Raw genomic sequence first — 22,679 nt, forward strand, 5'->3', positions numbered from 1 at the left:
CGGGGCGCCTGAGCGCCCCGAACGTCTTACTGCTGCGGGATTTCGAGCGGCGACTGACGCGGAGTTTCCGCTTCAGCCTTTTGCGCCGCTTCGAGCGCGTCGGCTTCAGCCCTGGCGCGGTTGTTGGCGGCTTGCTGCAGTTGCTCCAGTTGACCCGGGGTCAGCTGTTGCAGGCGCAGCATCATGCGCTGAACCAGCTCGCGACGGATATCGCGACGGGCATCGTTGGCTTCCTGATCGGAGCCGACGAGGTTGTTGCCGTCGTGGATAAACACTTTCTGCACTTCAAGCTTGTCGCTCAGCAGGGGAAGGTTCTTGTCGCCACGGATGTCGTAGTTGAGGACGGTAGTAACCTGATACTCACCTGTACGACCGGCACCGGCGTAGCTGAGGATGCGCTGGCTTTCCTGTTCGTCAGCCAGGAACAGCTTGTACGGCGCACCGCTGTAAATCTTGACGCCGCTCGACTCCAGCACCTGACGCAGTTGGGTGACGGTCTCGCCGTAGGCGTTACGCGCACTCAGGTCGAGTTCCTTGATGGTCAGTTCGGTGGTACCAGTGCCGCGCAGCTGGAAACCGCAGGCGCTCAACAGGACGGCGAGGCCCATCACCAGCAGATTGCGTTTGATCATTGTGTTGCTCCCCTTGAAACCATGTGGGCCGTTCGTGCGGCCCGAAAGGTTTTACTTGGCGCCAGGCAAACCCGGCGCCCGATCCAATTAGCTGGCGACGATATTGACCAGTTTCCCGGGCACTACGATCACTTTACGAATAGTCAGGCCGTCGACGAAACGCAGTACGTTTTCGTTGGCGCGCGCTGCCGCTTCAACTTCTTCACGCGTTGCGCTGGCCGGCATTTCGATCTGGCCACGCAGTTTGCCGTTGACCTGGATGACCAGGGTCAGGCTGTCCTGCACCAGCGCAGTTTCGTCCACTGCTGGCCAACCGGCGTCGATCACCGGATCGGCGTGGCCCAGTTGGTTCCACAACTCATGGCTGATGTGCGGAGTGATCGGAGCCAGCAGCAAGGTCACGGCTTCCAGACCTTCCTGAATCAACGCGCGATCCTGTTCGGTGCCTTGCGCAGCTTTTTCCAGCACGTTCATCAGCGTCATCACCTGAGCGATGGCGGTGTTGAATTTGTGGTTCTGGCCAACGTCGTGGCTTGCCTGCTTGATCGCCAGATGGATCGAGCGACGCACGGCTTTCTGCTCGTCGTTCAGGCCGGCAACGTCAAGTTTGCCCGGCAGACCCTGAGTAACGTGGGCCTGAGCCAGACGCCAGACACGTTTGAGGAAACGGTGCGAACCCTCAACGCCGGAGTCGGACCATTCCGCGCTCATGTCAGGTGGCGAGGCGAACATCATGAACAGACGGCAAGTGTCGGCACCGAACTGGTCGATCATCGACTGTGGGTCAACGCCGTTGTTCTTCGACTTGGCCATCTTCTCGGTGCCGCCGATTTCCACCGGCAGACCGTCGGCAATCAGCTTGGCGCTGATGACTTTGGCTTTGCTGTCACGTTCAAGTTCGACGTCCGCCGGGTTGAACCAGGTGTAGGCACCGTTGGCTTCGCGACGATAGTAAGTCTCGGCGATCACCATGCCTTGGGTCAGCAGGTTCTTGAACGGCTCGTTGGAGCTGACCAGACCTTCGTCGCGCATCAGTTTGTGGAAGAAGCGCGCGTAGAGCAGGTGCAGAATCGCGTGTTCGATACCGCCGATGTATTGGTCGACCGGCAGCCAGTGATCGGCCGCGGATTTTTCCACCAGGCCGCCTTCAAAGTGCGGCGAGGCGTAACGTGCGTAATACCACGACGACTCGACGAAGGTGTCCATGGTGTCGGTTTCACGCTTGGCAGGCTGGCCGCATTTCGGGCAGCTGCACTCGTAGAACTCAGGCATGCGCGCCAGCGGCGAACCGGCGCCATCCGGCACCACGTCTTCTGGCAGCACGACAGGCAGTTGATCTTCCGGCACCGGCACGTCACCGCAGGCATCGCAGTGGATGATCGGGATCGGACAGCCCCAGTAGCGCTGACGGCTGATGCCCCAGTCGCGCAGACGGAACTGGGTGCGCGAGGCGCCCAGTTGTTTCTTGATCAGGGCGACTTCGATGGCGTCGAACGCGCCGGCGAAGTCGAGGCCGTCGAACTCGCCGGAGTTGATCAGCGTGCCGTGCTCGCCGTAGGCGTCTTGCCATGGGGCCGGGTTGCTGTCGCCGGAGCTGGTACGCACGACCGATTTCACCGGCAGGTTGTACTTGTGAGCGAATTCGAAATCGCGCTCGTCGTGCGCCGGCACAGCCATTACTGCGCCATCGCCGTAGTGCATCAACACATAGTTGGCGACCCAGACTGGCAGTTTTTCACCGCTCAGCGGGTGCTCGACGAACAGGCCGGTCGGCAGGCCTTTTTTCTCTTGGGTGGCGACGTCGGCTTCAGCGACGCTGCCGCCTTTGCATTCAGCGATGAACGCTTGCAGCTCAGGGTTGTTCTGCGCCGCCTGAGTGGCCAGCGGGTGTTCGGCGGCCACGGCGACGTAGGTCGCGCCCATCAGGGTGTCCGGACGGGTAGTGAAGACTTTCAGAGTGCCGGCTTCGCCGATGGAGTCGACGTTGTACGGAAACTGCACTTCCATGCCGCGGGATTTGCCGATCCAGTTGCGCTGCATGGTCTTGACCTGTTCCGGCCAGCCAGTCAGTTCGTCGAGGCTCTCCAGCAGCTCATCCGCGTAGGCGGTGATCTTGAAGTAGTACATCGGGATTTCGCGCTTTTCGATCAGCGCGCCGGAACGCCAGCCGCGACCGTCGATCACCTGTTCGTTGGCCAGAACGGTCTGATCGATCGGGTCCCAGTTCACGGTGCCGTTTTTACGGTAGATCACACCTTTTTCGAACAGGCGAGTGAACAGCCATTGTTCCCAGCGGTAGTAATCCGGCTTGCAGGTGGTCACTTCGCGCGACCAGTCCACCGCCAGGCCCAGGCTACGCAGCTGGGTTTTCATGTAGGCGATGTTTTCGTAGGTCCACTTGGCCGGCGCGACGTTGTTTTTCATCGCGGCGTTTTCTGCCGGCATGCCGAAGGCGTCCCAACCCATCGGTTGCAGAACGTTCTTGCCTTGCATGCGCTGGTAGCGGGAGATCACGTCGCCGATGGTGTAGTTGCGCACGTGCCCCATGTGTAGCTTGCCGCTGGGGTAAGGGAACATCGACAGGCAGTAGAAAGTCTCCTTGCCTGGCTGTTCACTGACTTCAAAGGACTTTTGCTCGTCCCAGAACGACTGGGCGGCGGCTTCGATTTCACGGGGCTGATATTGTTCGTGCATGGCTACTTTTGTACTGGATATGGGTGGCCTAATCCTCTTCAACGCAGCATTCGGGATGGCCCGGACGAGCTGGAAGTGGAATGACAGGAAGCGCCGTAGCATACATGACCGCGCTTGGCCTAGGGAAACCCTGATTACAGCTGTTTGGCCGGGTAAATCGGTGGCGAGGGCCGTTGGTCGCGGCGTGCAGTCGGTTTGTGCAGCGAAGCTAAGCTCTAACTGGGGAGTGAGTCTTATCTTCAATGAGGTGAGGGATGGTGGAGCAACAGCAAAGAAACGTCACGAAACCTGAGTTGTACGAACGGTTGATGGACCGTCTGGGCATGGCCCTGGACGCTGCAAAAACCGCTGATCGGCTGCGCGACGAGCGCCCCTTGGAATTGGAATTGCGTGGCTTGAGCCCCGCCGAGTTCAAACTGGTCAAGGCCTATCTGGATCGCAGTGAACGTGAAGCGCACGGATGCTTGTCGCAAGCAGTGAAGCAGCTCGATGCAGGACATTCGGCCAAGGTCATCTGGCTCAAAGACAAGGCGCCCCGCAAAGACACCGTCAAGGTGCGGGCTTTGCAGGCCAAGTAAGCGCATGGCAGGTCAAGAAGCGGATCTTTTTCAACAGGATCCGACCCTATCGGTTGTCGCGTTGGATCAACCCACTTAGGCTTCGGGCATCTTTGGAGATGCCCGATGCCTTTTCGTTATTTCGTCAAACAACTTCTATTGCCGCCCGGCATTCTTTTACTGCTGTTGCTGGCTGCTTGGTGGCTACGCCGCTCTCGTCCGCGCCTCGCAGGGTTGTGTTTTGCCATCGGTTTTGGCGGGTTCTGGCTGATGAGCTTGCCGGTGGTCGTGCAATGGGGCGCCAAAGCCCTCGAGCGCGAGCCGCCCTTGGCCCGGGAAGAGTGGGCGACCTTGGCGCAACGTGCTGATGCGATTGTGGTGCTCGGTTCCGGTCGTGAGCGCGGTGATCTGGCCTGGGGCGAGGATCAGCCGACCGGCGTGGGGCTTGAACGTCAGCGTTATGCGGCACGCCTGGCCAAGGCGTCGGGGCTGCCGATTCTGACCAGTGGCGGCTTGCATTACGGCACGCCGCCGACCGAGGCGAAATTGATGGCTGACTCGTTGCTGGATGACTTCGGCGTGACGGTGCGTTGGCAAGAGGGCGAGAGCCGTACCACGTGGGAGAACGCCAAGTTCAGTGCCGACATGTTGTTGCCGCAGGGGATCAAGCGTGTAGTTGTGGTGACTCAGGCCTGGCACATGCCGAGATCGGTCTGGAGTTTCGAGAAGGCGGGATTTGAAGTAGTGCCGGCACCGGTCGGGTTTTTGGGTACGGATAACGCGAGGCCGCTGGGTGGCTGGATGCCGGAATTCAAGTCGATCTGGCAGAGCGGGCAGTTGCTGAATGAGGCGGTGGGGCAGGTGGGGTATTCACTGTTTTACCGGAGTGAAGCGGTCGCCGATTGATTGAGTGTTGCCAATGGCCTCTTCGCGAGCAAGCCCGCTCCCACATTTGGAATGCATTTCAAATGTGGGAGCGGGCTTGCTCGCGAAGCTTTTAAAGGGTTTTCGAGATCCGGCTGGCCATCAGTGCCCAGCCAAACAACAGCACGCACACAATGATCAGCGGCCACGAACGCCATTGCAGATAGGGCGTCAGGTTGTGCATCGGCACCACCTCGCCGTACAGCACGCCCTGTTCGAACTGCGGAATCTGTTCGGTGATCTGCCCGAACGGGTTGATCAATCCGGTCACGCCGTTGTTGGTCGCACGGATCATCCAGCGTCCAGCTTCCAGCGCGCGCATTTGCGCCATCTGCAAGTGTTGCAGCGGGCCGATCGAGGTGCCGAACCAGGTGTCGTTGCTGATCGTCAGCAACAGATCACTGCGCGCCGAGAGGCTGGCGGCGAACTCCGGATAGACCACTTCGTAGCAGATGAACGGCGCGATCTGATAACCCTTGGCTTGCAGCAATGCCTGATCGGCCGGGCCGCGAGCGAAGTCGGACATCGGCAGGTCGAAGAAAGCGATCAGCCCGCGCAATACGTCTTGCAACGGTACGTATTCGCCGAATGGCACCAGTTTCTGCTTCAGGTAAGTGCCATCGCCTTCACCGACCACGGTGATGCCGTTGAAGAAGCGTCTTTCGTGATGCACCGTTTGGCGAATGGGTACGCCGGTAATCAACGCCGATTTACGCTCGGCGGCGAAGGTGCCCATCATGTTCAGGTAACCCTCGGCGGACTCCTTGAGCACGGGGACGGCGGTTTCCGGCCAGATCAGCAGATCCACCGGTTTGGAACGGAAACTCAGGTCGCGGTACAACGCCAGTTGCGCGTTGAGTTCTGCCGGGTCCCATTTCATGCTTTGCGCGACGTTGCCCTGAATCGCCGCGACGGTCAGCGGCGCACCGGACGGGCTGGTCCAGGCGTGGCCCTTGAGCGCGATGCCCGCCACCCATGGCCCGACCAGCAACAGCAGGCCAGCCGCAACAAAAGCCTTGCGACCGGTTTGCAGCAGACGCGGCGCGTTGTAGATCAGCGCAGCGGTCAGCGCCAGGACGAACGACACCAGCCACATGCCACCCACCGGCGCCAGACCGGACAGCGGCCCGTCGAGCTGACTGTAACCGGAGTAGAGCCACGGGAAACCGGTCAGGAACCAACCGCGAAACGCCTCCTGAGCGACCCATAGCGCAGCGAACGCCAAGGCATCGGCCAGCGGCGCCTCATTGCGGCGCAACCAGCGTGCCCACAGCCAGGCGGGGAGGGCGAAGAAAAAGGCAATCGCTGCGGTAAACAGCAGCATCAGGAATCCGGCCAACAGCACCGAAGCGCCGCCGAAATGATGAATGCTGTAGTAAATCCAACTGGTACCGGCGCCGAACAGGCCGAAACCGAAGCACCAGCCACGGCCCAGCGCCTGGCGCGGGCTTAGCTCGCGCAGGCCGGCATAGAACAAACCGACCGCCAGCAGAGCCAGCGGCCAGATATCGAAGGGTGCCAGAGCGAACGTGGTGATTGCACCGGCCGCCACGGCCAGCAGGTTACCGGGCCAGCCGGGGCGGGTTGTCCAGCGCAGGGGGTATGTCATCAGCTATTTCCTGTATCGCGCCGGGTCTGCTGTTACGCAGGGCAAGGCGCGAGGAGTGAAGTTTGGTTTTTCAAATGAACGACGAGTAACGCAGCCCTGCGTAACAGCAGGCCCGGCCCTGCGGGTTACGACTGAAAGCGGGCCATGCTGCGTTGCAGTCCTTGGAAAGGGAATGCCATTCCCTGCGGACTGCGCCTTGCCTGGCCCGCTTTCAGGCGCAACGCGATGCAGGAAACAGCTGATGACATACCCCAGTCCTTAGATTTTTTACCGAGCGATTGGCGTGAGTCGCAGCAAGTGAATCCGACGGCTGTCGGCGTTCAGGATGCGGAAACGATAGGCGCCGATTTCAGTGATTTCGTTACGTTTTGGCAAGTGCCCGAACGCGCTCATCACCAGACCGCCGACGGTGTCGAACTCATCGTCCGAGAACTCGCTGTCGAAGAACTCGTTGAAGTTCTCGATCGGCGTCAGCGCCTTGATCAGGAAGTCACCGCTGGGCAGCGGCTTGATGTAGCTGTCTTCTTCGACGTCGTGCTCGTCTTCGATGTCGCCGACGATCTGTTCGAGCACGTCTTCGATGGTCACCAGACCCGCCACGCCGCCGTATTCGTCGATGACGATGGCCATGTGGTTGTGGTTGGCGCGGAACTCACGCAGCAACACGTTCAGACGCTTGGACTCCGGCACGAACGTGGCCGGGCGCAGCAGATCCTTGATGTTGAAGCTGTCGCCGTTCTCCTTGAGGATCAGCGGCAGCAGATCCTTGGCCAGCAGCACGCCCATCACGTCGTCGTGGCTTTCGCCGATGACCGGGTAGCGCGAGTGGGCCGAGTCGACCACGGCGGGGAGGAATTCGCGGGGTGTCTGGGTCGCCTTGATGCTGATCATCTGCGAACGCGGCACCATGATGTCGCGTACTTGCAGGTCAGCCACCTGAATGGCGCCTTCGACGATGGCCAGCGCTTCGCTGTCCAGCAGTTTGTTCTGATGTGCATCGCGCAGCAGCTCAAGCAGCTCCTGACGGTTCTTCGGCTCGTGGGCAAAAGCCTGGGTCAGTTTACCCAGCCATGACTTCTGCCCGTTGCTCGATCGATCTTCGCTCATAGCGATTACTCTGAATCCTTTGTTGTAACGATAGGGGATGTGTCGGGTTCGTCGTCCGCGTACGGATCGGGGTAGCCCAGTTCAGCAAGCAACTCGCGTTCCAGCGCTTCCATTTCTTCGGCTTCCTCGTCATCTATATGGTCGTAACCGAGCAGATGCAAGCAGCCGTGAATGACCAGATGCGCCCAGTGGGCCTTTAGTTCCTTGCCTTGTTCGGCAGCTTCGCGCTCGACCACCGCCACGCAGATCACCAGATCGCCCAGCAGCGGGATATCGAGAAACTCGTCGGGCACTTCGGCGGGGAACGACAGGACGTTGGTCGCGTAGTCCTTGTGGCGCCAGGTGTGATTGAGTTCGCGGCCTTCTTCCTCGTCGACCAGACGAATGGTCATTTCCGAGTCGGCAGTGCGCTGGCGCAGGGCCAGTTCGCACCACAGGCGGAAGTCGGCCTCATCCGGCGCGCTCGCTTCAGTCGCGATTTGCAGGTCTAGCTCAAGCATTTCGCGAGGTGTCCTTGGGCGCTTCGTCACGGTTTTCGAAGCGCTCGTAGGCTTCGACGATCCGCTGTACCAAAGGATGGCGCACGACGTCTTTAGGCTGGAAGTGCGTAAAGCTGATGCCGGGCACGTCTTTCAACACCTCGATCACGTGGTGCAGACCGGATTTGGTGCCTTTCGGCAAGTCGACCTGGGTGATGTCGCCGGTAATGACCGCGGTCGAGCCGAAGCCGATCCGGGTCAGGAACATTTTCATTTGCTCGACGGTGGTGTTCTGGCTTTCGTCGAGAATGATGAAGCTGTTGTTCAGCGTGCGGCCGCGCATGTAGGCCAGCGGCGCGACTTCGATCACCTGGCGCTCGATCAGCTTGGCCACGTATTCGAAGCCGAGCATTTCGTAGAGTGCGTCGTAGAGCGGGCGCAGGTACGGGTCGATCTTCTGCGACAGGTCGCCGGGCAGGAAACCGAGTTTTTCACCCGCCTCAACCGCCGGACGCACCAGCAGGATGCGCCGAATCTGTTCGCGCTCCAGCGCATCGACCGCACAAGCCACAGCGAGATAGGTCTTGCCGGTACCGGCCGGGCCGATGCCGAAGTTGATGTCGTTGCCGAGGATTTCCTTCACGTAGCGCAATTGATTCAAGCCGCGTGGGCGAATCATGCCTTTCTTGGTGCGCAGGGCGACGGAGGCTTCGGCAGGGGCGTGGTTGTCCAGTTCTACGACGGCCGATTCCTGGAGGAACAGGTGAACCGTATCTGGCGACAGCTCTGAACCTTTGGTTTCCCGGTACAGGCGACGGATCAGATTTTCCGCAGACGTGGTGAGCTTGGGATCGCCGATCAGTTCGAACTGGTTTCCGCGGTTGCGGATCTCGATAGTCAGGCGCTGTTCGATCAAGCGCAGATGCTCGTCGAATTGCCCGCACAGATTGGCGAAGCGGCGAGCCTCAAAGGGCTCGAGGATAAAACGATGTGGTTCTATGGGTGCGTTCAAGGTCGTATTTAGCCGCCCTGGGGCAATTAAGATGAAATCAAGGATAACGCCAGTGGCGTGGGTGCGAAAGCTCTTAAATATCGCAAGGTCAATCACGGTCCCTGTAGGAGCGAGCCTGCTCGCGAAAGGGGTGTATCAGCACAGTGGATAGTGGCTGACACGACGCCTTCGCGAGCAGGCTCGCTCATACAGGGGAAATGCAGTGTTACTGGATCAACGAACCACGCAGCGAGTGCGGTTGTGCCGCATCAATGTGCACGTCGGCGAACTGGCCGATCAGGGTTGGATTGTCGCAGCGGAAGTTGACGATTCGATTATTCTCGGTACGCCCTTGCAGTTCGCCAGGGTCTTTTTTCGAGTAATCGGTCACCAGAATCCGCTGGATCGAACCGACCATTTGTCGGCTGATCTCGAAGCCTTGCTGATTCAGGCGATGTTGCAGTGCATTCAGACGCTCTTTCTTCAACTCTTCCGGGGTGTCATCGGCCAGATCAGCGGCGGGAGTACCCGGGCGCTGGCTGTAGACGAAGGAGTAGGAAAAGTCGAAGCCGACGTCGGCAATCAGCTTCATGGTCTGCTCGAAATCTTTCTCGGTCTCGCCGGGGAAACCGACGATGAAGTCCGAGCTGATGCAGATCCCCGGTACCGCCGCACGCAGTTTGCGTAGCTTGGATTTGTACTCCAGTGCGGTGTGGTTGCGTTTCATCGCCGCCAGAATCCGGTCCGAACCCGATTGCACCGGCAAGTGCAGATGTTTCACCAGCTCCGGCACGTCGGCGTGAGCCTGGATCAGGCTGTCGGAGAACTCCAGCGGATGCGAAGTGGTGTAGCGGATGCGGTCGATGCCATCGACGGCGGCGACCACACGGATCAGCTCGGCGAGATCCGCCAGACGGCCGTCATGGGTGGTGCCGCGATAGCCGTTGACGTTCTGCCCCAGCAGGGTCACTTCGCGTACGCCGTTTTCGGCCAGGTGGATGATCTCGGCGATCACGTCGTCGAACGGCCGGCTGACTTCTTCGCCGCGGGTGTAGGGCACCACGCAGAACGTGCAGTACTTGCTGCAACCTTCCATCACCGACACATAGGCGCTCGGGCCGTCGATGCGCGGCTCGGGCAAATGGTCGAATTTTTCGATTTCCGGGAACGAGACGTCGACTTGCGGCAGTTTGGTGCTGCGTGCGGCGTCGATCATCTCCGGCAGGCGGTGCAGCGTTTGCGGGCCGAAAACAACGTCGACATAAGGGGCGCGATCGCGGATCGCCGCGCCTTCCTGGCTTGCCACGCAACCGCCGACGGCGATCACCATCTCCGGGTTGGCCAGTTTCAGTTCGCGCCAGCGGCCGAGCTGCGAGTACACCCGATCCTGGGCGCGCTCGCGGATCGAGCAGGTGTTGAGCAGAATCACGTCGGCGTCTTCCGCACGCGCGGTGACTTCCAGGGCCTGATGTTCACCCAGCAGATCGACCATGCGCGAGCTGTCGTACTCGTTCATCTGGCAACCGTGGGTTTCGATGTAAAGCTTCTTGGCCATGGATTTTGGTCGTCACGTGATTCAAAGAACCGCGCATTATAGGGAACAAGCCCTCAGGTTCCTACCGCTGTGCGTCCAGTGGCTATGCTATAGTTTGCGCCCTCATTTTTATCCCCGATGTTGTCCGCCCGCCATGACCAAACGCGAAGCTCCAATCTACAAGGTGATTTTCCTCAACCAGGGCCAGGTGTTCGAAATGTACGCCAAGCAGATCTATCAAAGTGATCTGTGGGGTTTCCTGGAAGTGGAAGAGTTCGTCTTTGGCGAGCGCACGCAAGTGGTCGTCGATCCGAGCGAAGAAAAGCTCAAGGCGCAGTTCGAAGGCGTGGTGCGCAGCTTTGTGCCGATGCATTCGATCGTGCGTATCGACGAGGTCGAGCGTCTGGGCACGCCGAAAATCAGCGAAGCCCGCGGCGCGGTCGGCAATGTGATGCCGTTTCCGATGCCGATGCCTGAGAAGTAAGCCTCAAGACCGAGTCGCCTTATTCGCGAGCAGGTCGAATCGTCGCACCGTCGCTCCCACAGGGAAATGCATTCCAATGTGGGAGCGAGCCTGCTCGCGAAGAGGCCAGAAAAATCTATAGAGAAATCAGGGAAGAGGCGAGAAAGGCGTACGCCCATCGGCGCTCTGCAATTCCATCAGGTATTTACGGAAAATTTGCCCGAGTACCTGAGTAGCGGTTTCGAGATCTTCGCGGGACATTTTTTCCGAGACTTCGTCGGCGGTGTCCAGCGCATCTTCAGCGCCGTTGACTGCGGCCATCTTCAGCACGATGTACGCCTGAATATTATTGGCCTGCACACCTTCACCGTGGAAGAACATGGTGCCGAGCTTGAACTGTGCCTGAGCGTGGCCTTGCAATGAGGCCTTTTCGAAATAGCTCAGGGCTTGATTGAGGTCACGCGGCGCATTCTTGCCGTCGTAGTAGAACTCACCCAACTCGTATTGCGCTTGCGCATCCCCTTCGTCCGCCGCTTTTTGACACGCGGCCAAGGCCTGCGTGACGTCTTGCGGCTGAGTATTGAGGGTGCAACGACCCATCGCCGGGATCAACAACGAGTTGCCGCCTGCTTGTGCATGCGCGAGCAGGGGCTGAAGGAGCAACAGGCAGCCCAAGGCAAGGGTGCGGCCGGTGCGGTTCATGGGAATCGACTTACCTCTGAAGGGCACGCGGACCCATCGAGGGATCCAATAAGCGCGCATTATGAAATAAGCAGGGCCAACCTTACAAAGTCTTTACTCGTTTTTCTGCTGCACGGGGAATTTATCGCCCACTTTATGGGCCATTTTTAGCAGGAGCGTCGGAAAAAGGGGGTGGATGTAGGTGAAAGCTGACGCTGGCAATGGCCAACGTCAGCGGTACGGCGATTACTTCAGTGCAGCGAAGGCGCGCTCGGCCGCATCCAGCGTAAGCTTCAACTCGGCTTCGCCATGAGCGATCGAGGTGAAACCGGCTTCGAAGGCGCTCGGCGCGAGGTACACGCCACCTTCCAGCATCAGGTGGAAGAAGCGACCGAACAGTGCTGCGTCGCTGGCCATCACGTCTTCAAAGGTGACAATGTCGTCGGCGCCGCTGAAGTACAGGCCGAACATGCCGCCAGCCTGAGTGGTCACGAACGGGATGCCTGCGGCATCGGCGCGTTGTTGCAGGCCGTCGAGCAGGCGCGTGGTGTAGTCGGTCAGTTCGTCGTGGAAACCCGGACGGCTGATCAGGCGCAGCGTGGTCAAACCGGCCGCCATCGCCAGCGGGTTACCCGACAGGGTGCCTGCCTGATACACCGGGCCCAGCGGCGCGATGCGCTCCATGATTTCACGCTTGCCGCCGAAGCAGCCGACCGGCATGCCGCCGCCGATGATCTTGCCGAACGTGGTCAGATCCGGGTTCACGCCGTAGTACGCCTGGGCACCGCCGAGGGCAACACGGAAACCGGTCATCACTTCGTCGAAAATCAGCACCACGCCATGTTTGTCGCACAGTGAACGCAGGCCTTCGAGGAAACCCGGCGCCGGCGGCACGCAATTCATGTTGCCGGCCACTGGCTCGACGATGATGCACGCAACGTCCTGGCCGACTTCGCCGAGCATCTTCTCGACAGCGTCGATGTCGTTGAACGGCAGGGTCAGGGTGTGTTTGGCGAATGCCGCCGGCACGCCGGCCGAACTTGGCACGCCTTGGGTCAGTGCGCCGGAACCGGCCTTGACCAGCAGGCTGTCGGAGTGACCGTGGTAGCAGCCTTCGAACTTGATGATGCTGTCACGGCCGGTGTAGCCACGGGCCAGACGGATCGCACTCATGGTCGCTTCGGTGCCGGAGCTGACCATGCGCACCATGTCCATCGATGGCACCAGCGAGCAGACCAGATCGGCCATCTCGGTTTCCATCGCGGTCGGCGCGCCGTAAGACAAGCCGTGTTGTAGCTGATTGCGCACGGCGTCCAGCACGTCCGGGTGGCTGTGGCCGAGGATCATCGGGCCCCACGAGCCAACGTAATCGACATAACGCTTGTCGTCTTCGTCGGTCACGTAAGCGCCTTCGGCATGCTTGAAGAACAGCGGCGTGCCGCCAACGCTCTTGAACGCGCGAACCGGCGAGTTCACGCCACCGGGGATGTGTTTCTGGGCATTGGCAAACAGGGTTTCGGAACGAGACATGATCGGGCTCTCAAATCAGACTTTCAGTAATTCGTTGAATGCGCGGGCGCGGCGGGTCACTTCGGCAGTGCTTTGCGCGCCGAACAGGCCATGGACCACGGCCAGCAGATCGACACCGTGGGCCACCAGCGGCTCAGCGTTATCGAGGGTGATGCCACCAATCGCGCAGATCGGCAGATGCAGTTTGCGCTTGGCTTCGTCTAGCAGGTCGAGGCCGCAGGTCGGTGCGCCGGGCTTGGTGTTGGAGTTGAAGAAGCGGCCGAAGGCGACGTAGCTCGCGCCTTCTTTGGCGGCTTGTTCTGCCAGATCGATCTGCGCGTGGCAGGTCGAACCGATAATCGCCTTGGAACCGAGCAGGGCGCGGGTCGGCGACAACGGGCCGTCGGTCTGGCCCAGGTGCACACCGACGTTGAGGCGCGCGGCCAGTTCGGCGTCATCGTTGATGATCAACTGCGTCTTGTAGCGCTCGCACAGATCACGCAGCGCTTCGGCCTCGCGCAGACGGCGGGCCTCGTCGCTGCTCTTGTCGCGGTATTGCAGCAGGGTGACGCCGCCTTCCAGCGCCGCCTCCACGTACGACAGAAACTTCCCGGCCAGCAATTGGCTGTCGGTAATGGCATACAGGCCACGTAGTTTCATCAGGCAGACCTCACGACGTTACGAGCAGAAATCCAGCGGCAGGCGACGCGGTACGAACTGGCCTTTGCCCAGTTGTTCGGCATCGCGCAGGGTACGCCAGGTGTAATCCAGTGCGCTGCGTACCGCGCTGGCGAGATTTTCACCTTGCGCCAGACGACCGGCCAGGGCACTGGCCAGGGTGCAACCGGAACCGTGATAGCTGCCCGGTAAACGCTGGCAGTAAAAGGTTTCACGCAGACCGTCGCGGCTATATAGACGATTGTGAATTTCAGTTTCGTCGCCATGCCCGCCGGTGATCAGCAGGTTTTTGACGAACGGCAGGAGTTTTTCCGCGCACTCGTCGGCGGTGCCTTCGGGCAGTTCGGCGAGGATGCGGGCTTCTGGAAGGTTGGGGGTGGCAATGATCGACAGTGGCAGCAGACGCTCACGCATCGCATAACCGACTTCGTCCTTGCCCAGGCGTCCGCCGCCGCCGCCGGCGCGCAGCACCGGGTCGCAGACCACCGGCAAGTGCGGGTGCGCCGTAAGCAGTTCGACAACGGTGTCGACCATTTCCAGCGAACCGAGCATGCCTAGTTTGACCGCCGCGACTTCGGAGTCGTTGAGCACGGCATTGGCCTGGGCCAATACCCACTCACGGTCGAGGACGCGGAAGTCAGTGACGTTGACGGTGTCTTGCACGGTCAGGGCGGTGACGGCCGGAGCCGCATGGCAACCCTGCGCGAGCAGGGCTTCGATATCTGCCTGCAAGCCGGCGCCACCACTGGGGTCGTGGCCGGAGAGACAGAGGACAACGGGGCGGGAGCTGTAGATATTCATGGTGCGCGAGCTTACCACCAAACCTGATTTTTCGGTTCAGTGCCGTTGTGCCTGGCGGATAACCCGGTCAGAGAATGCTGACCGGTTTGTCACAACCTGACCAACTCAACAGCTCTAGCTCGGTGCTTTACTCTGAAACGCCCGTTCTAGAGCCTTTGTAGGAAAAATTTCGATGGTGCTCAATGGCCATCAACGGCTATGCTAGTCTGGATCCAAACCAATAACAGGTAATACCGGTTTTACGTCTACTCAAAGGGAATGGGGGGCTTCCTGACACAACCGGACGAGCCACGCTGGGGCTTCAATGCGCTATTTGCTGATGTTGTTGTTCTGCTTGCCCCTCCTGGCGAGCGCCGTCGAATTCGACGAATTCACCCAGAGCCTCCCGCTGGGCCGGTCACTGCAAGTGTTCGAAGACCCGAGCGGTCAGGCGAGCATTGCCGAGGTTCGCGCGCAGGCGACTGCCGGCAATTTCAAAGCCCACGATAAAGCCACGCTCAACGCCGGTTACTCGCGTTCGGCGTTCTGGCTGAAAATCGACCTGCATTACCACCCAAGCAACCCGGCCGCACGGCGCTCGTGGCTGCTGGAGCTGGCTTATCCGCCGCTCGACCGTCTCGACCTGTATATGGCCGACGACAGTGGCGAATATCGCTTGATCCGGCAAACCGGCGATGCCTTGCCCTTCGCCAGTCGCGAGATTCGCCAGAACAATTACCTGTTCGACCTGGCCTTCGAACCCGATCAACAGCGCACAATCTATTTGCGACTGGCCAGCGAAGGCTCGATCCAGGCACCAGTGACGTTGTGGTCAAGCACCGCGTACCTCGAAGATCAACCGGTGCGCCTGTACGTGCTCGGCATCATTTATGGCGTGCTGCTGGGGATGGTGGTCTACAACCTGTTCATCTACCTCAGCGTGCGCGACACCAGTTACCTCTATTACATCTTCTACATTGCCTCGTTTGGTCTCTATCAACTGTCGGTGAACGGTGCGGCGGTCGAGTACTTCTGGCCGGACAACCCGTGGTGGGCCAACGCCGCGACGCCATTCTTCATTGGCTGCGCCGGCCTGTTCGGCAGCCAGTTTGCCCGCAGCTTCCTGCAGACTAAAACCCACAGTCGCTGGCTCGACCGCTTGCTGATCGGCCTGATCGGGTTCGGTGCATTGGTGGTCGGCTTGTCGCTGATGACCAGTTACGCCCTGGCCCTGCGCCTGGCAACGACGCTGGCGCTGACCTTCACCGTAGTGATTTTCGCCGCCGGGATTCTGGCCTGGTGGCGCGGCTTGCGGGTGGCGCGCTATTTCATCATCGCCTGGTCGGCGTTCCTGCTCGGCGGCATCGTCAACACGCTGATGGTGCTGGGCCTGCTGCCGAACGTGTTCCTGACCATGTACGCCAGCCAGATCGGCTCGGCGATAGAAGTTGCATTGTTGTCGCTGGCGTTGGCCGACCGAATCAACGCGATGCGTGAGCAACAGGCGCAAACCCTGTTCGATTCCGGGCAGAAACTCGAAGTGCTCAACGAGCAACTGTCGCATAGCAACAAGCTCAAGGATGAATTCCTCGCGACCCTGACCCACGAACTGCGCACGCCGATGAACGGGGTGATTGGTTCGCTGGAGCTGATGCAGACCGTCGATCTGGATCCCGAACTTGAGCAATATCAGCAGACCGCTGCCGGTTCGGCGCGAGACATGATGCGCATGGTCAACGGCATTCTTACCCTCACCGAACTGCAGGCTGGCAAACTGAAAGCGACGCCGGGCAGTTTCAGCCTGCGCGGCGTGATCGAAGCCTTGCGCATGCAGTTCCATGGCAACGCCGCCAGCAAGTCGCTGGACTTCAAGGTCGATGTGCTGCCAACCCTGCCGGATCGCCTGCACGGCGACAGCGCGAAACTGGCGCAATGTCTGGAATGCCTGCTGGATAACGCGATCAAGTTCACCCGCGTCGGTGGGCTGGCGCTGCGGGTCACCGGCAAACCTTCGACGGGCAATCGTCTGGCGCTGTCGTTTGCGGTGATCGACACCGGTATCGGCTTTACTGATCTGGGCGAGGCGACGATGTACCAGCGCTTCTTCCAGCTCGACGGTTCGATGACCCGTGAGTACGGCGGGCTGGGTGTCGGCCTGGCGATCTGCCGGCAGTTGGTCGAACTGCTCGGCGGCAAGCTTACCCATCGCTCCGAGCCGGGAAGTGGCAGCCGCTTCCAGTTGGATGTGGAGTTCGAACTGCCGGTGGTCGAGCCTGTACTGAAAGCCGCGCATGGCCACGACTGCGTCCGTGCCCCGCAGGACTGCACGGTGCTGTTGGTCGATGACAACAGCGTCAATCAATTGGTGATGCGCGGCATGCTGCTCAAGCTCGGCTTCCGCGTGCGCACCGCCGATAACGGCGCGGCGGCGCTCGATTGCCTGCAACGCGAAACCGTTGATGCGGTGCTGATCGATTGCCAGTTGCCCGCTCACGATGGCGCGTCGTTGTGCTGCCAGATTCACGCCTTGCCGGGTTATGCCCATTTGCCGGTGTTCATGCTGGCGCCGATTGCCGACAGGGAGCTCTGTGCGACCGGTGCACCGGTTGATTACCTGAGCAAGCCGGTGAAATTCGAAGATTTGCAGTCAGCCCTGGAGCGGCGGGTATTGTGCTGTTGACAGGGTAAAAGCGCCGCAAATTCGGCGTGTATGACACTTTGTTCAGTGTTTGGGCGGTGCTTAACTGACCTTCTCGCTGAAAAAGGAACCCGTCATGAACCTGCATCAGTTCGCCGAAACCCATGAAGTCAGCAACCAGCCGCCGTCGCTGGACGGCGCCAACCTTTATCGCATCGACCTGCCGTTGCAGGAGTGGTCGCGCCGGTTGGGTGCCGGTTGGGCCGAGTCGCGGATCGATGCCTACGGTGCGCTGGCCGGCGGGCCGCTGATGGAGGCCGGGTTCCTCGCCAATCAGAACAAACCGGTGTTTGCCAGCCATGACCGCTACGGTCATCGCATCGATCTGGTGGAATTTCATCCCGCTTACCACGAACTCATGCGCACCGCGATAGAGCATGGTCTGACCTCGCTGCCGTGGGCGCATCCGCAGGACGGCGCGCATGTCGCCCGTGCTGCCATGACCTACCTGCACAGCCAGGCCGAGGCCGGCAGCGGTTGCCCGTTGACCATGACCTTCGCCAGCGTCCCGGCCCTGCGTTTGCAACCGGATCTGGCCGAGCAGTGGCTGCCGAAAATCCTCGCCACTGAATACGACCCGCGCAATGTCGGCATGGCGCACAAGGCCGGCGTGACCATTGGCATGGCGATGACCGAAAAACAGGGCGGCACCGACGTACGCGCCAACACCACCAAAGCCTATCCGGTCAGCGCCAGCGGTCCCGGCCAGGCTTATGAACTGGTCGGCCACAAGTGGTTCTGTTCGGCGCCGATGTGCGATGCGTTCCTGACCCTGGCGCAGACCGACAAGGGCCTGACCTGTTTCCTGCTACCGCGCCATCGTCCGGATGACACACGCAACCAGTTCTACATCCAGCGTCTGAAAAACAAACTCGGCAACCAGTCCAACGCTTCCAGCGAAGTGGAATTTCGCGGAGCGCTGGCGTGGATGGTAGGTGAAGAGGGGCGCGGCGTACCGACCATCATCGAAATGGTGGCCATGACCCGTTTCGATTGCATGGTCGGCTCCAGCTCGCTGATGCGTCAGGCGCTAACCCAGGCCAGCCACCACTGCGCGCACCGCAAGGTCGGCGGCAAGCTGCTCAGCGAACAACCGTTGATGCAGAACGTGTTGGCCGATCTGGCGCTGGAAAGCGAAGCGGCGCTGGCGCTGAGTTTGCGCATGGGCAAGGCGCTGGATCATCTGGATGATCGCCACGAAGCGCAATTCGCCCGGCTGGTGACGGCGGTGGGCAAGTATTGGATCTGCAAGCGCGCGCCGGCAATGATCAACGAAGCGGCTGAATGCATGGGCGGCGCCGGGTATGTCGAGGACAGCATTCTGCCGCGGCTGTACCGCGAAGCGCCGGTGAACTCGACGTGGGAGGGCTCGGGCAATGTGCAGTGCCTCGATGTGTTGCGCGCTTTGTCGAAAGAGCCGGGGGTGCTGGATGTGTTGTTCAGCGAATTGGGTGATGGCCATGGAGATAAACGCTTGGCTGCGCATATCCAGCAGTTGCAGGCGCAGTTCAAGGACACCAGCGACATTCAGTACCGGGCGCGGCAACTGACTGAAGACATTGCCCTTGGCTTGCAGGCCAGGCTGTTGCTGGAGGCGGGGAATTCAGCGGTTAGCGATGCCTTCATTGCCAGCCGCCTGAGTGGCAGCGGCCGGGTCTATGGCGCCTTGCCGCGTGGGCTGGATGTCGAAGCCATCGTCGCCCGCGCAACCCCGCAAGGTTTCTGAAACCCACAACAATTCCCCCTGTGGGAGCGAGCCTGCTCGCGAAAGCGGAATATCAGTCGACATCTTTATTGAATGGCCCACGGCATTCGCGAGCAGGCTCGCTCCCACAGGGGATTTTCGTTGATTTAAAGATTTGGGTCTGGCCACAACGCCACTGTTCCCGTGACGCCACGATGCAGGCAAGATGAAGCTCTGCAAGTCAGAACACAGGAAGCTGATCGTGACCGAAGCGTTTATTGTCGTTCAAACCGCCGAACAAGCCGTGGATCGTCTGGCCGAGCTGCATGAGCAGGCCACCACCGCACTGAATTGCGCGCTCAAGCGCTACCTCAAGGATCGCGTCGAGCCCGACGCCGGGCAGCGTGCCCTGTTTCGTTATCCCGAATTGCGCCTGACCTATCACTGCCAGGGCGAAGTCCCACAGACCACTCGTGCCTACGCCAAGGTGCAACTGCCGGGCACTTACAGTGTCACCGTCACCCATCCGAAAGCGTTCCGCAAATACCTGCTGGAACAGCTGGTGCCGCTGATGCACGACTTCACTGTGACCGTGGAAGTCGGCGTCAGCCAACAAAACATTCCGTACCCGTACGTGGTCGAGCAAGGCGATGAGCTGGCCGGCTCTGGCGTCACTGCGGCGGTGCTGGCTCGAGTGTTCCCGAGTACCGACCTGTCTGCCGCCACCGACGGCATTGCCGATGGCCTCTACGATTGGGAAAACACCGATCCGCTGCCGTTGGCTCTGTTCGATGCTGCGCGTGTCGACTTCTCCCTGCGCCGGCTGGTGCATTACACCGGCAGCGACTGGCGGCATGTGCAGCCGTGGATTCTGCTGACCAACTATCACCGCTACGTCGACCAGTTCATCGTTCATGGCCTGGAGCAATTGCGCAGTGATCCGCGTTTTGTGCGCATGGTGCTGCCGGGCAACGTGATCATCGAGAAGGGCATGGATCACGGCGAAGCCTCGGCGATTGCTGCCGGTGTGGTCTGGCACCGCTACCAGATGCCGGCCTATCACCTGATCGCCAGCGATGGCCACGGCGTGACACTGGTGAACATCGGCGTCGGCCCGTCCAACGCCAAGAACATCACTGACCACTTGGCGGTGCTGCGTCCGCATTGCTGGCTGATGATCGGTCACTGCGGCGGTCTGCGTCAGTCGCAGACCATCGGCGACTATGTGCTGGCCCACGCCTACATGCGTCGCGACGGCATTCTCGACCGCGTGGTGCCGCCGAACATTCCGATCCCGGCGCTGGCCGAGGTGCAGATGGCGCTGCAACAAGCGGCGGCCAACATCACCGGCGAGAAGGGCGACGACCTGAAAAAACGCCTGCGCACCGGCACCGTGCTGACCTACGACGACCGTAACTGGGAATTGCGCTGGGCGCAGGAACGTCCGCTGATCAACCTGTCCCGCGCCGTGGCGGTGGACATGGAAAGCGGCACCATTGCCGCCCAGGGTTATCGCCTGAGAGTTCCGTACGGCACATTGCTGTGCGTGTCGGACAAACCGCTGCACAGCGAAATCAAGCTACCGGGTTCGGCCAACGCTTTCTACGAACGCGCGGTCAGCCAGCACTTGAAGATCGGCATCGAAGCGGTGGATCTGCTGCGCACCGAGCTCAATTCGCTGCACTCGCGCAAACTGCGCAGCTTCGACGAACCGCCGTTCCGCTGATTTGTTGATGGTCATTTAACGGTCAGGCTACTAGCATTGGCAGCCCTGACCGTTAGATGTTCTTTTCGCCATGTCCCGTCCCCCGCGTCCACCTTCCCGCCGTCCCGGCGCGAAGCCTCCGTCTTCCTCCCCGCGCCGTGTCGCCAAGGCGCCGCCGGCCGAGCCAAAGCTGATCCTGTTCAACAAACCGTTCGATGTGCTGACGCAATTCAGCGACGGCGAAGGGCGGGCGACGCTCAAGGATTACATCGACGTGCCCGGCATTTATCCGGCAGGTCGGCTGGATCGCGACAGCGAAGGTCTGCTGCTGCTGACCAACGACGGCCAGTTGCAGGCCCGCATCGCCGATCCGAAGCACAAACTCGCCAAGACCTATTGGGTGCAGGTCGAAGGTGAGCCGACGGCCGAGCAGTTGCAGCGTTTGCGTGATGGCGTCGAGCTGAATGACGGCATGACCTTACCCGCTGAAGCGCGGCAACTGGATGAGCCAGAACTGTGGCCACGCAATCCGCCAGTACGCTTTCGCATGACCGTGCCGACGAGTTGGCTGGAGTTGGTGATTCGCGAGGGGCGTAACCGTCAGGTGCGCCGGATGACGGCGGCGGTAGGCTTGCCGACGTTGCGGCTGGTGCGGGTCAGGATTGGTGACTGGACGATCGAAGGTCTCGATCAGGGCCAGTGGAAGGAGGTGCCGGCGCGCTTATAGAGCGCCGGACTCGATCAGGCCGATCACCACGCTCTTGATGATGAACGCGGCCACGCCCAGGCCTAGCACGAAGAACAGAATGAACGAGCCGAAACGCCCGGCCTTCGACTTTTTCGCCAGATCCCAGACGATGAAACCCATGAAAATGATCAGGATGCTGACCAGACCGGTCATCATCCATTCTTCAAGTAGTGCTGGATCCATCGGTCATCTCCGGCGTAGGCGGGGCAGGAAGGGCGGCGGGGATTATACGCCGAGGGTGGCATAGCCGCATTGACCTGCGTCGGTGTGCCGCAGTTATAGGGTGCCTGTACCGGCCTCTTCGCGAGCAAGCCCGCTCCCACCATGGATCTTCGATGTACACAAATTGTGTGCTCGACAAAGATCGACTGTGGGAGCGGGCTTGCTCGCGAAGGCGATCTCAGCTACGCAAATGAGTCAGCGGCAATTCGGTGCTGTTGAGCACCTGATTCAGCACAAAACTCGAGCGCACACTGGTTACCCCATCAATCCGGGTCAAATGCCCCAGCAGCAACTTCTGATAGTGATCCATATCCGGCACCACCACTTTGAGCTGGTAGTCGGCATCAACGCCCGTCACCAGACTGCATTCCAGCACCTGCGGCAATGTCCGAATAGCCGCTTCAAAATTCTCGAAACGCTCCGGCGTGTGCCGATCCATGCCGATCAGCACGTACGCCGTCAGGCTCAATCCGAGCATCTTGCGATCCAGCAGTGCCACCTGACGCGAGATATAGCCGTCGTCTTCCAGTTGCTTGACCCGGCGCGAGCACGGCGAGGGTGACAGACCGATGCGCTCGGCCAGCTCCTGGTTGGAGATGCGGGCGTCGCGCTGCAATTCCGCCAAAATGCTCAGGTCGTAACGGTCGAGTTTGCTCATCAATCTGTCCTTGGTTGTAACTATTGCGGCGGATTATCTATCCAGGGTTAAAAATTGCGCAAGTGGTGTTTATTTCAGCAATCTTCGCAATCCTCTGTCGCGGCCTCAGGCCTATCCTTATCACCAGAATCACTGCTCGGTAACACAGTCCACGCGGCCCGCCCAATCAGGCCCGCCGCGGCCGCCACCCCCACCGGGGATGTGCCGGCCCCCGAGCTGCACACTGTCCAGAAGACGGCGTGAGGTGAGCCGACGTCAAAAGCGTCGAGCCAGGACGAAGTTCTCTAGAAGGGAGGCCGACGGGTCTAATGCCGATCAGTTAAGCC

General features: G+C 60.4%; 20 protein-coding genes. 7 read left to right on the top strand and 13 right to left on the bottom strand.

All coding sequences use genetic code 11. The features are described from left to right. Positions 1-26: 26 nt before the first annotated feature. Both ATI02_RS19800 and leuS read right to left on the bottom strand, forming a co-directional pair. Positions 27-632, bottom strand: coding sequence for an LPS-assembly lipoprotein LptE (locus ATI02_RS19800; protein WP_100847122.1), 606 nt, complete (start codon positions 630-632; stop codon positions 27-29). Positions 633-719: 87 nt separating this feature from the next. Then, complete coding sequence (gene leuS, locus ATI02_RS19805) at positions 720-3,326, bottom strand: leucine--tRNA ligase (RefSeq protein ID WP_100847123.1); 2,607 nt, start codon at positions 3,324-3,326, stop codon at positions 720-722. Between the two features lie 254 nt (positions 3,327-3,580). On the opposite strand from leuS, the gene ATI02_RS19810 reads away from it, so the two are divergent. Both ATI02_RS19810 and ATI02_RS19815 read left to right on the top strand, forming a co-directional pair. Continuing rightward, positions 3,581-3,904, top strand: coding sequence for a hypothetical protein (locus ATI02_RS19810; protein WP_095188437.1), 324 nt, complete (start codon positions 3,581-3,583; stop codon positions 3,902-3,904). A gap of 105 nt (positions 3,905-4,009) precedes the next feature. Further along, a complete protein-coding gene (locus ATI02_RS19815; RefSeq protein ID WP_095188436.1) occupies positions 4,010-4,789 on the top strand; it encodes a YdcF family protein in 780 nt (259 codons plus the stop codon). Positions 4,790-4,880: 91 nt separating this feature from the next. On the opposite strand, the gene lnt is transcribed toward ATI02_RS19815, so the two are convergent. The 5 genes from lnt to miaB all read right to left on the bottom strand — a co-directional run bounded on the left by lnt (position 4,881) and on the right by miaB (position 10,548). Continuing rightward, entirely contained in the window at positions 4,881-6,404 is a 1,524-nt protein-coding gene (lnt, locus tag ATI02_RS19820) for an apolipoprotein N-acyltransferase (RefSeq protein WP_100848479.1), read from the bottom strand. Between the two features lie 279 nt (positions 6,405-6,683). Then, a complete protein-coding gene (locus ATI02_RS19825; RefSeq protein WP_007909641.1) occupies positions 6,684-7,523 on the bottom strand; it encodes a CorC family transporter in 840 nt (279 codons plus the stop codon). 5 nt (positions 7,524-7,528) lie between these two features. Then, positions 7,529-8,023 (bottom strand): rRNA maturation RNase YbeY, encoded by a 495-nt coding sequence (ybeY, locus tag ATI02_RS19830; RefSeq protein WP_100847124.1) that lies wholly within the window; start codon positions 8,021-8,023, stop codon positions 7,529-7,531. Beyond that, positions 8,016-9,014, bottom strand: coding sequence for a PhoH family protein (locus ATI02_RS19835; RefSeq protein WP_095190301.1), 999 nt, complete (start codon positions 9,012-9,014; stop codon positions 8,016-8,018). Before ATI02_RS19835 ends, ybeY begins: the two co-directional genes overlap by 8 nt. Positions 9,015-9,219: 205 nt before the next feature. Next, entirely contained in the window at positions 9,220-10,548 is a 1,329-nt protein-coding gene (gene miaB / locus ATI02_RS19840) for a tRNA (N6-isopentenyl adenosine(37)-C2)-methylthiotransferase MiaB (protein ID WP_095190302.1), read from the bottom strand. Between the two features lie 133 nt (positions 10,549-10,681). Between miaB and ATI02_RS19845 the strand changes: the two genes are divergently transcribed. After that, positions 10,682-11,011 (top strand): DUF1820 family protein, encoded by a 330-nt coding sequence (locus ATI02_RS19845; RefSeq protein ID WP_003185742.1) that lies wholly within the window; start codon positions 10,682-10,684, stop codon positions 11,009-11,011. 126 nt (positions 11,012-11,137) lie between these two features. On the opposite strand, the gene ATI02_RS19850 is transcribed toward ATI02_RS19845, so the two are convergent. The 4 genes from ATI02_RS19850 to ATI02_RS19865 form a co-directional block, all read right to left on the bottom strand. Then, positions 11,138-11,692, bottom strand: a complete 555-nt coding sequence (locus ATI02_RS19850; RefSeq protein WP_003228518.1) for a tetratricopeptide repeat protein — start codon at positions 11,690-11,692, stop codon at positions 11,138-11,140. 225 nt (positions 11,693-11,917) lie between these two features. After that, positions 11,918-13,201, bottom strand: a complete 1,284-nt coding sequence (gene hemL / locus ATI02_RS19855) for a glutamate-1-semialdehyde 2,1-aminomutase (RefSeq protein WP_095190303.1) — start codon at positions 13,199-13,201, stop codon at positions 11,918-11,920. Between the two features lie 15 nt (positions 13,202-13,216). Beyond that, entirely contained in the window at positions 13,217-13,840 is a 624-nt protein-coding gene (gene thiE, locus ATI02_RS19860; protein ID WP_095190304.1) for a thiamine phosphate synthase, read from the bottom strand. Between the two features lie 18 nt (positions 13,841-13,858). Next, complete coding sequence (locus tag ATI02_RS19865) at positions 13,859-14,659, bottom strand: hydroxymethylpyrimidine/phosphomethylpyrimidine kinase (RefSeq protein WP_100847125.1); 801 nt, start codon at positions 14,657-14,659, stop codon at positions 13,859-13,861. 304 nt (positions 14,660-14,963) lie between these two features. Here ATI02_RS19865 and ATI02_RS19870 point away from each other — a divergent pair, with 304 nt between their 5' ends. From ATI02_RS19870 to ATI02_RS19890, 4 genes are all read left to right on the top strand, one after another. Next, positions 14,964-17,318, top strand: coding sequence for a hybrid sensor histidine kinase/response regulator (locus ATI02_RS19870; protein ID WP_100847126.1), 2,355 nt, complete (start codon positions 14,964-14,966; stop codon positions 17,316-17,318). Positions 17,319-17,412: 94 nt separating this feature from the next. Beyond that, positions 17,413-19,062 carry an acyl-CoA dehydrogenase family protein gene (locus ATI02_RS19875; protein WP_100847127.1) on the top strand — a complete coding sequence of 550 codons (1,650 nt, stop codon included), beginning with the start codon at positions 17,413-17,415 and terminating at the stop codon, positions 19,060-19,062. Positions 19,063-19,246: 184 nt separating this feature from the next. Beyond that, positions 19,247-20,746 carry an AMP nucleosidase gene (gene amn / locus ATI02_RS19885; protein ID WP_167394883.1) on the top strand — a complete coding sequence of 500 codons (1,500 nt, stop codon included), beginning with the start codon at positions 19,247-19,249 and terminating at the stop codon, positions 20,744-20,746. 70 nt (positions 20,747-20,816) lie between these two features. Next, positions 20,817-21,452 (top strand): pseudouridine synthase, encoded by a 636-nt coding sequence (locus ATI02_RS19890; RefSeq protein WP_095190309.1) that lies wholly within the window; start codon positions 20,817-20,819, stop codon positions 21,450-21,452. On the opposite strand, the gene ATI02_RS19895 is transcribed toward ATI02_RS19890, so the two are convergent. Both ATI02_RS19895 and ATI02_RS19900 read right to left on the bottom strand, forming a co-directional pair. Further along, positions 21,447-21,656 carry a DUF2788 domain-containing protein gene (locus ATI02_RS19895; protein ID WP_007909655.1) on the bottom strand — a complete coding sequence of 70 codons (210 nt, stop codon included), beginning with the start codon at positions 21,654-21,656 and terminating at the stop codon, positions 21,447-21,449. The two genes, ATI02_RS19890 and ATI02_RS19895, sit on opposite strands and share 6 nt — an antisense overlap. A 217-nt stretch (positions 21,657-21,873) precedes the next feature. Then, positions 21,874-22,353 (bottom strand): Lrp/AsnC family transcriptional regulator, encoded by a 480-nt coding sequence (locus ATI02_RS19900; RefSeq protein WP_042561225.1) that lies wholly within the window; start codon positions 22,351-22,353, stop codon positions 21,874-21,876. Between the last annotated feature and the right edge of the window lie 326 nt (positions 22,354-22,679).

The organism is Pseudomonas baetica (assembly GCF_002813455.1).
GTDB classification, from domain to species: domain Bacteria; phylum Pseudomonadota; class Gammaproteobacteria; order Pseudomonadales; family Pseudomonadaceae; genus Aquipseudomonas; species Aquipseudomonas baetica.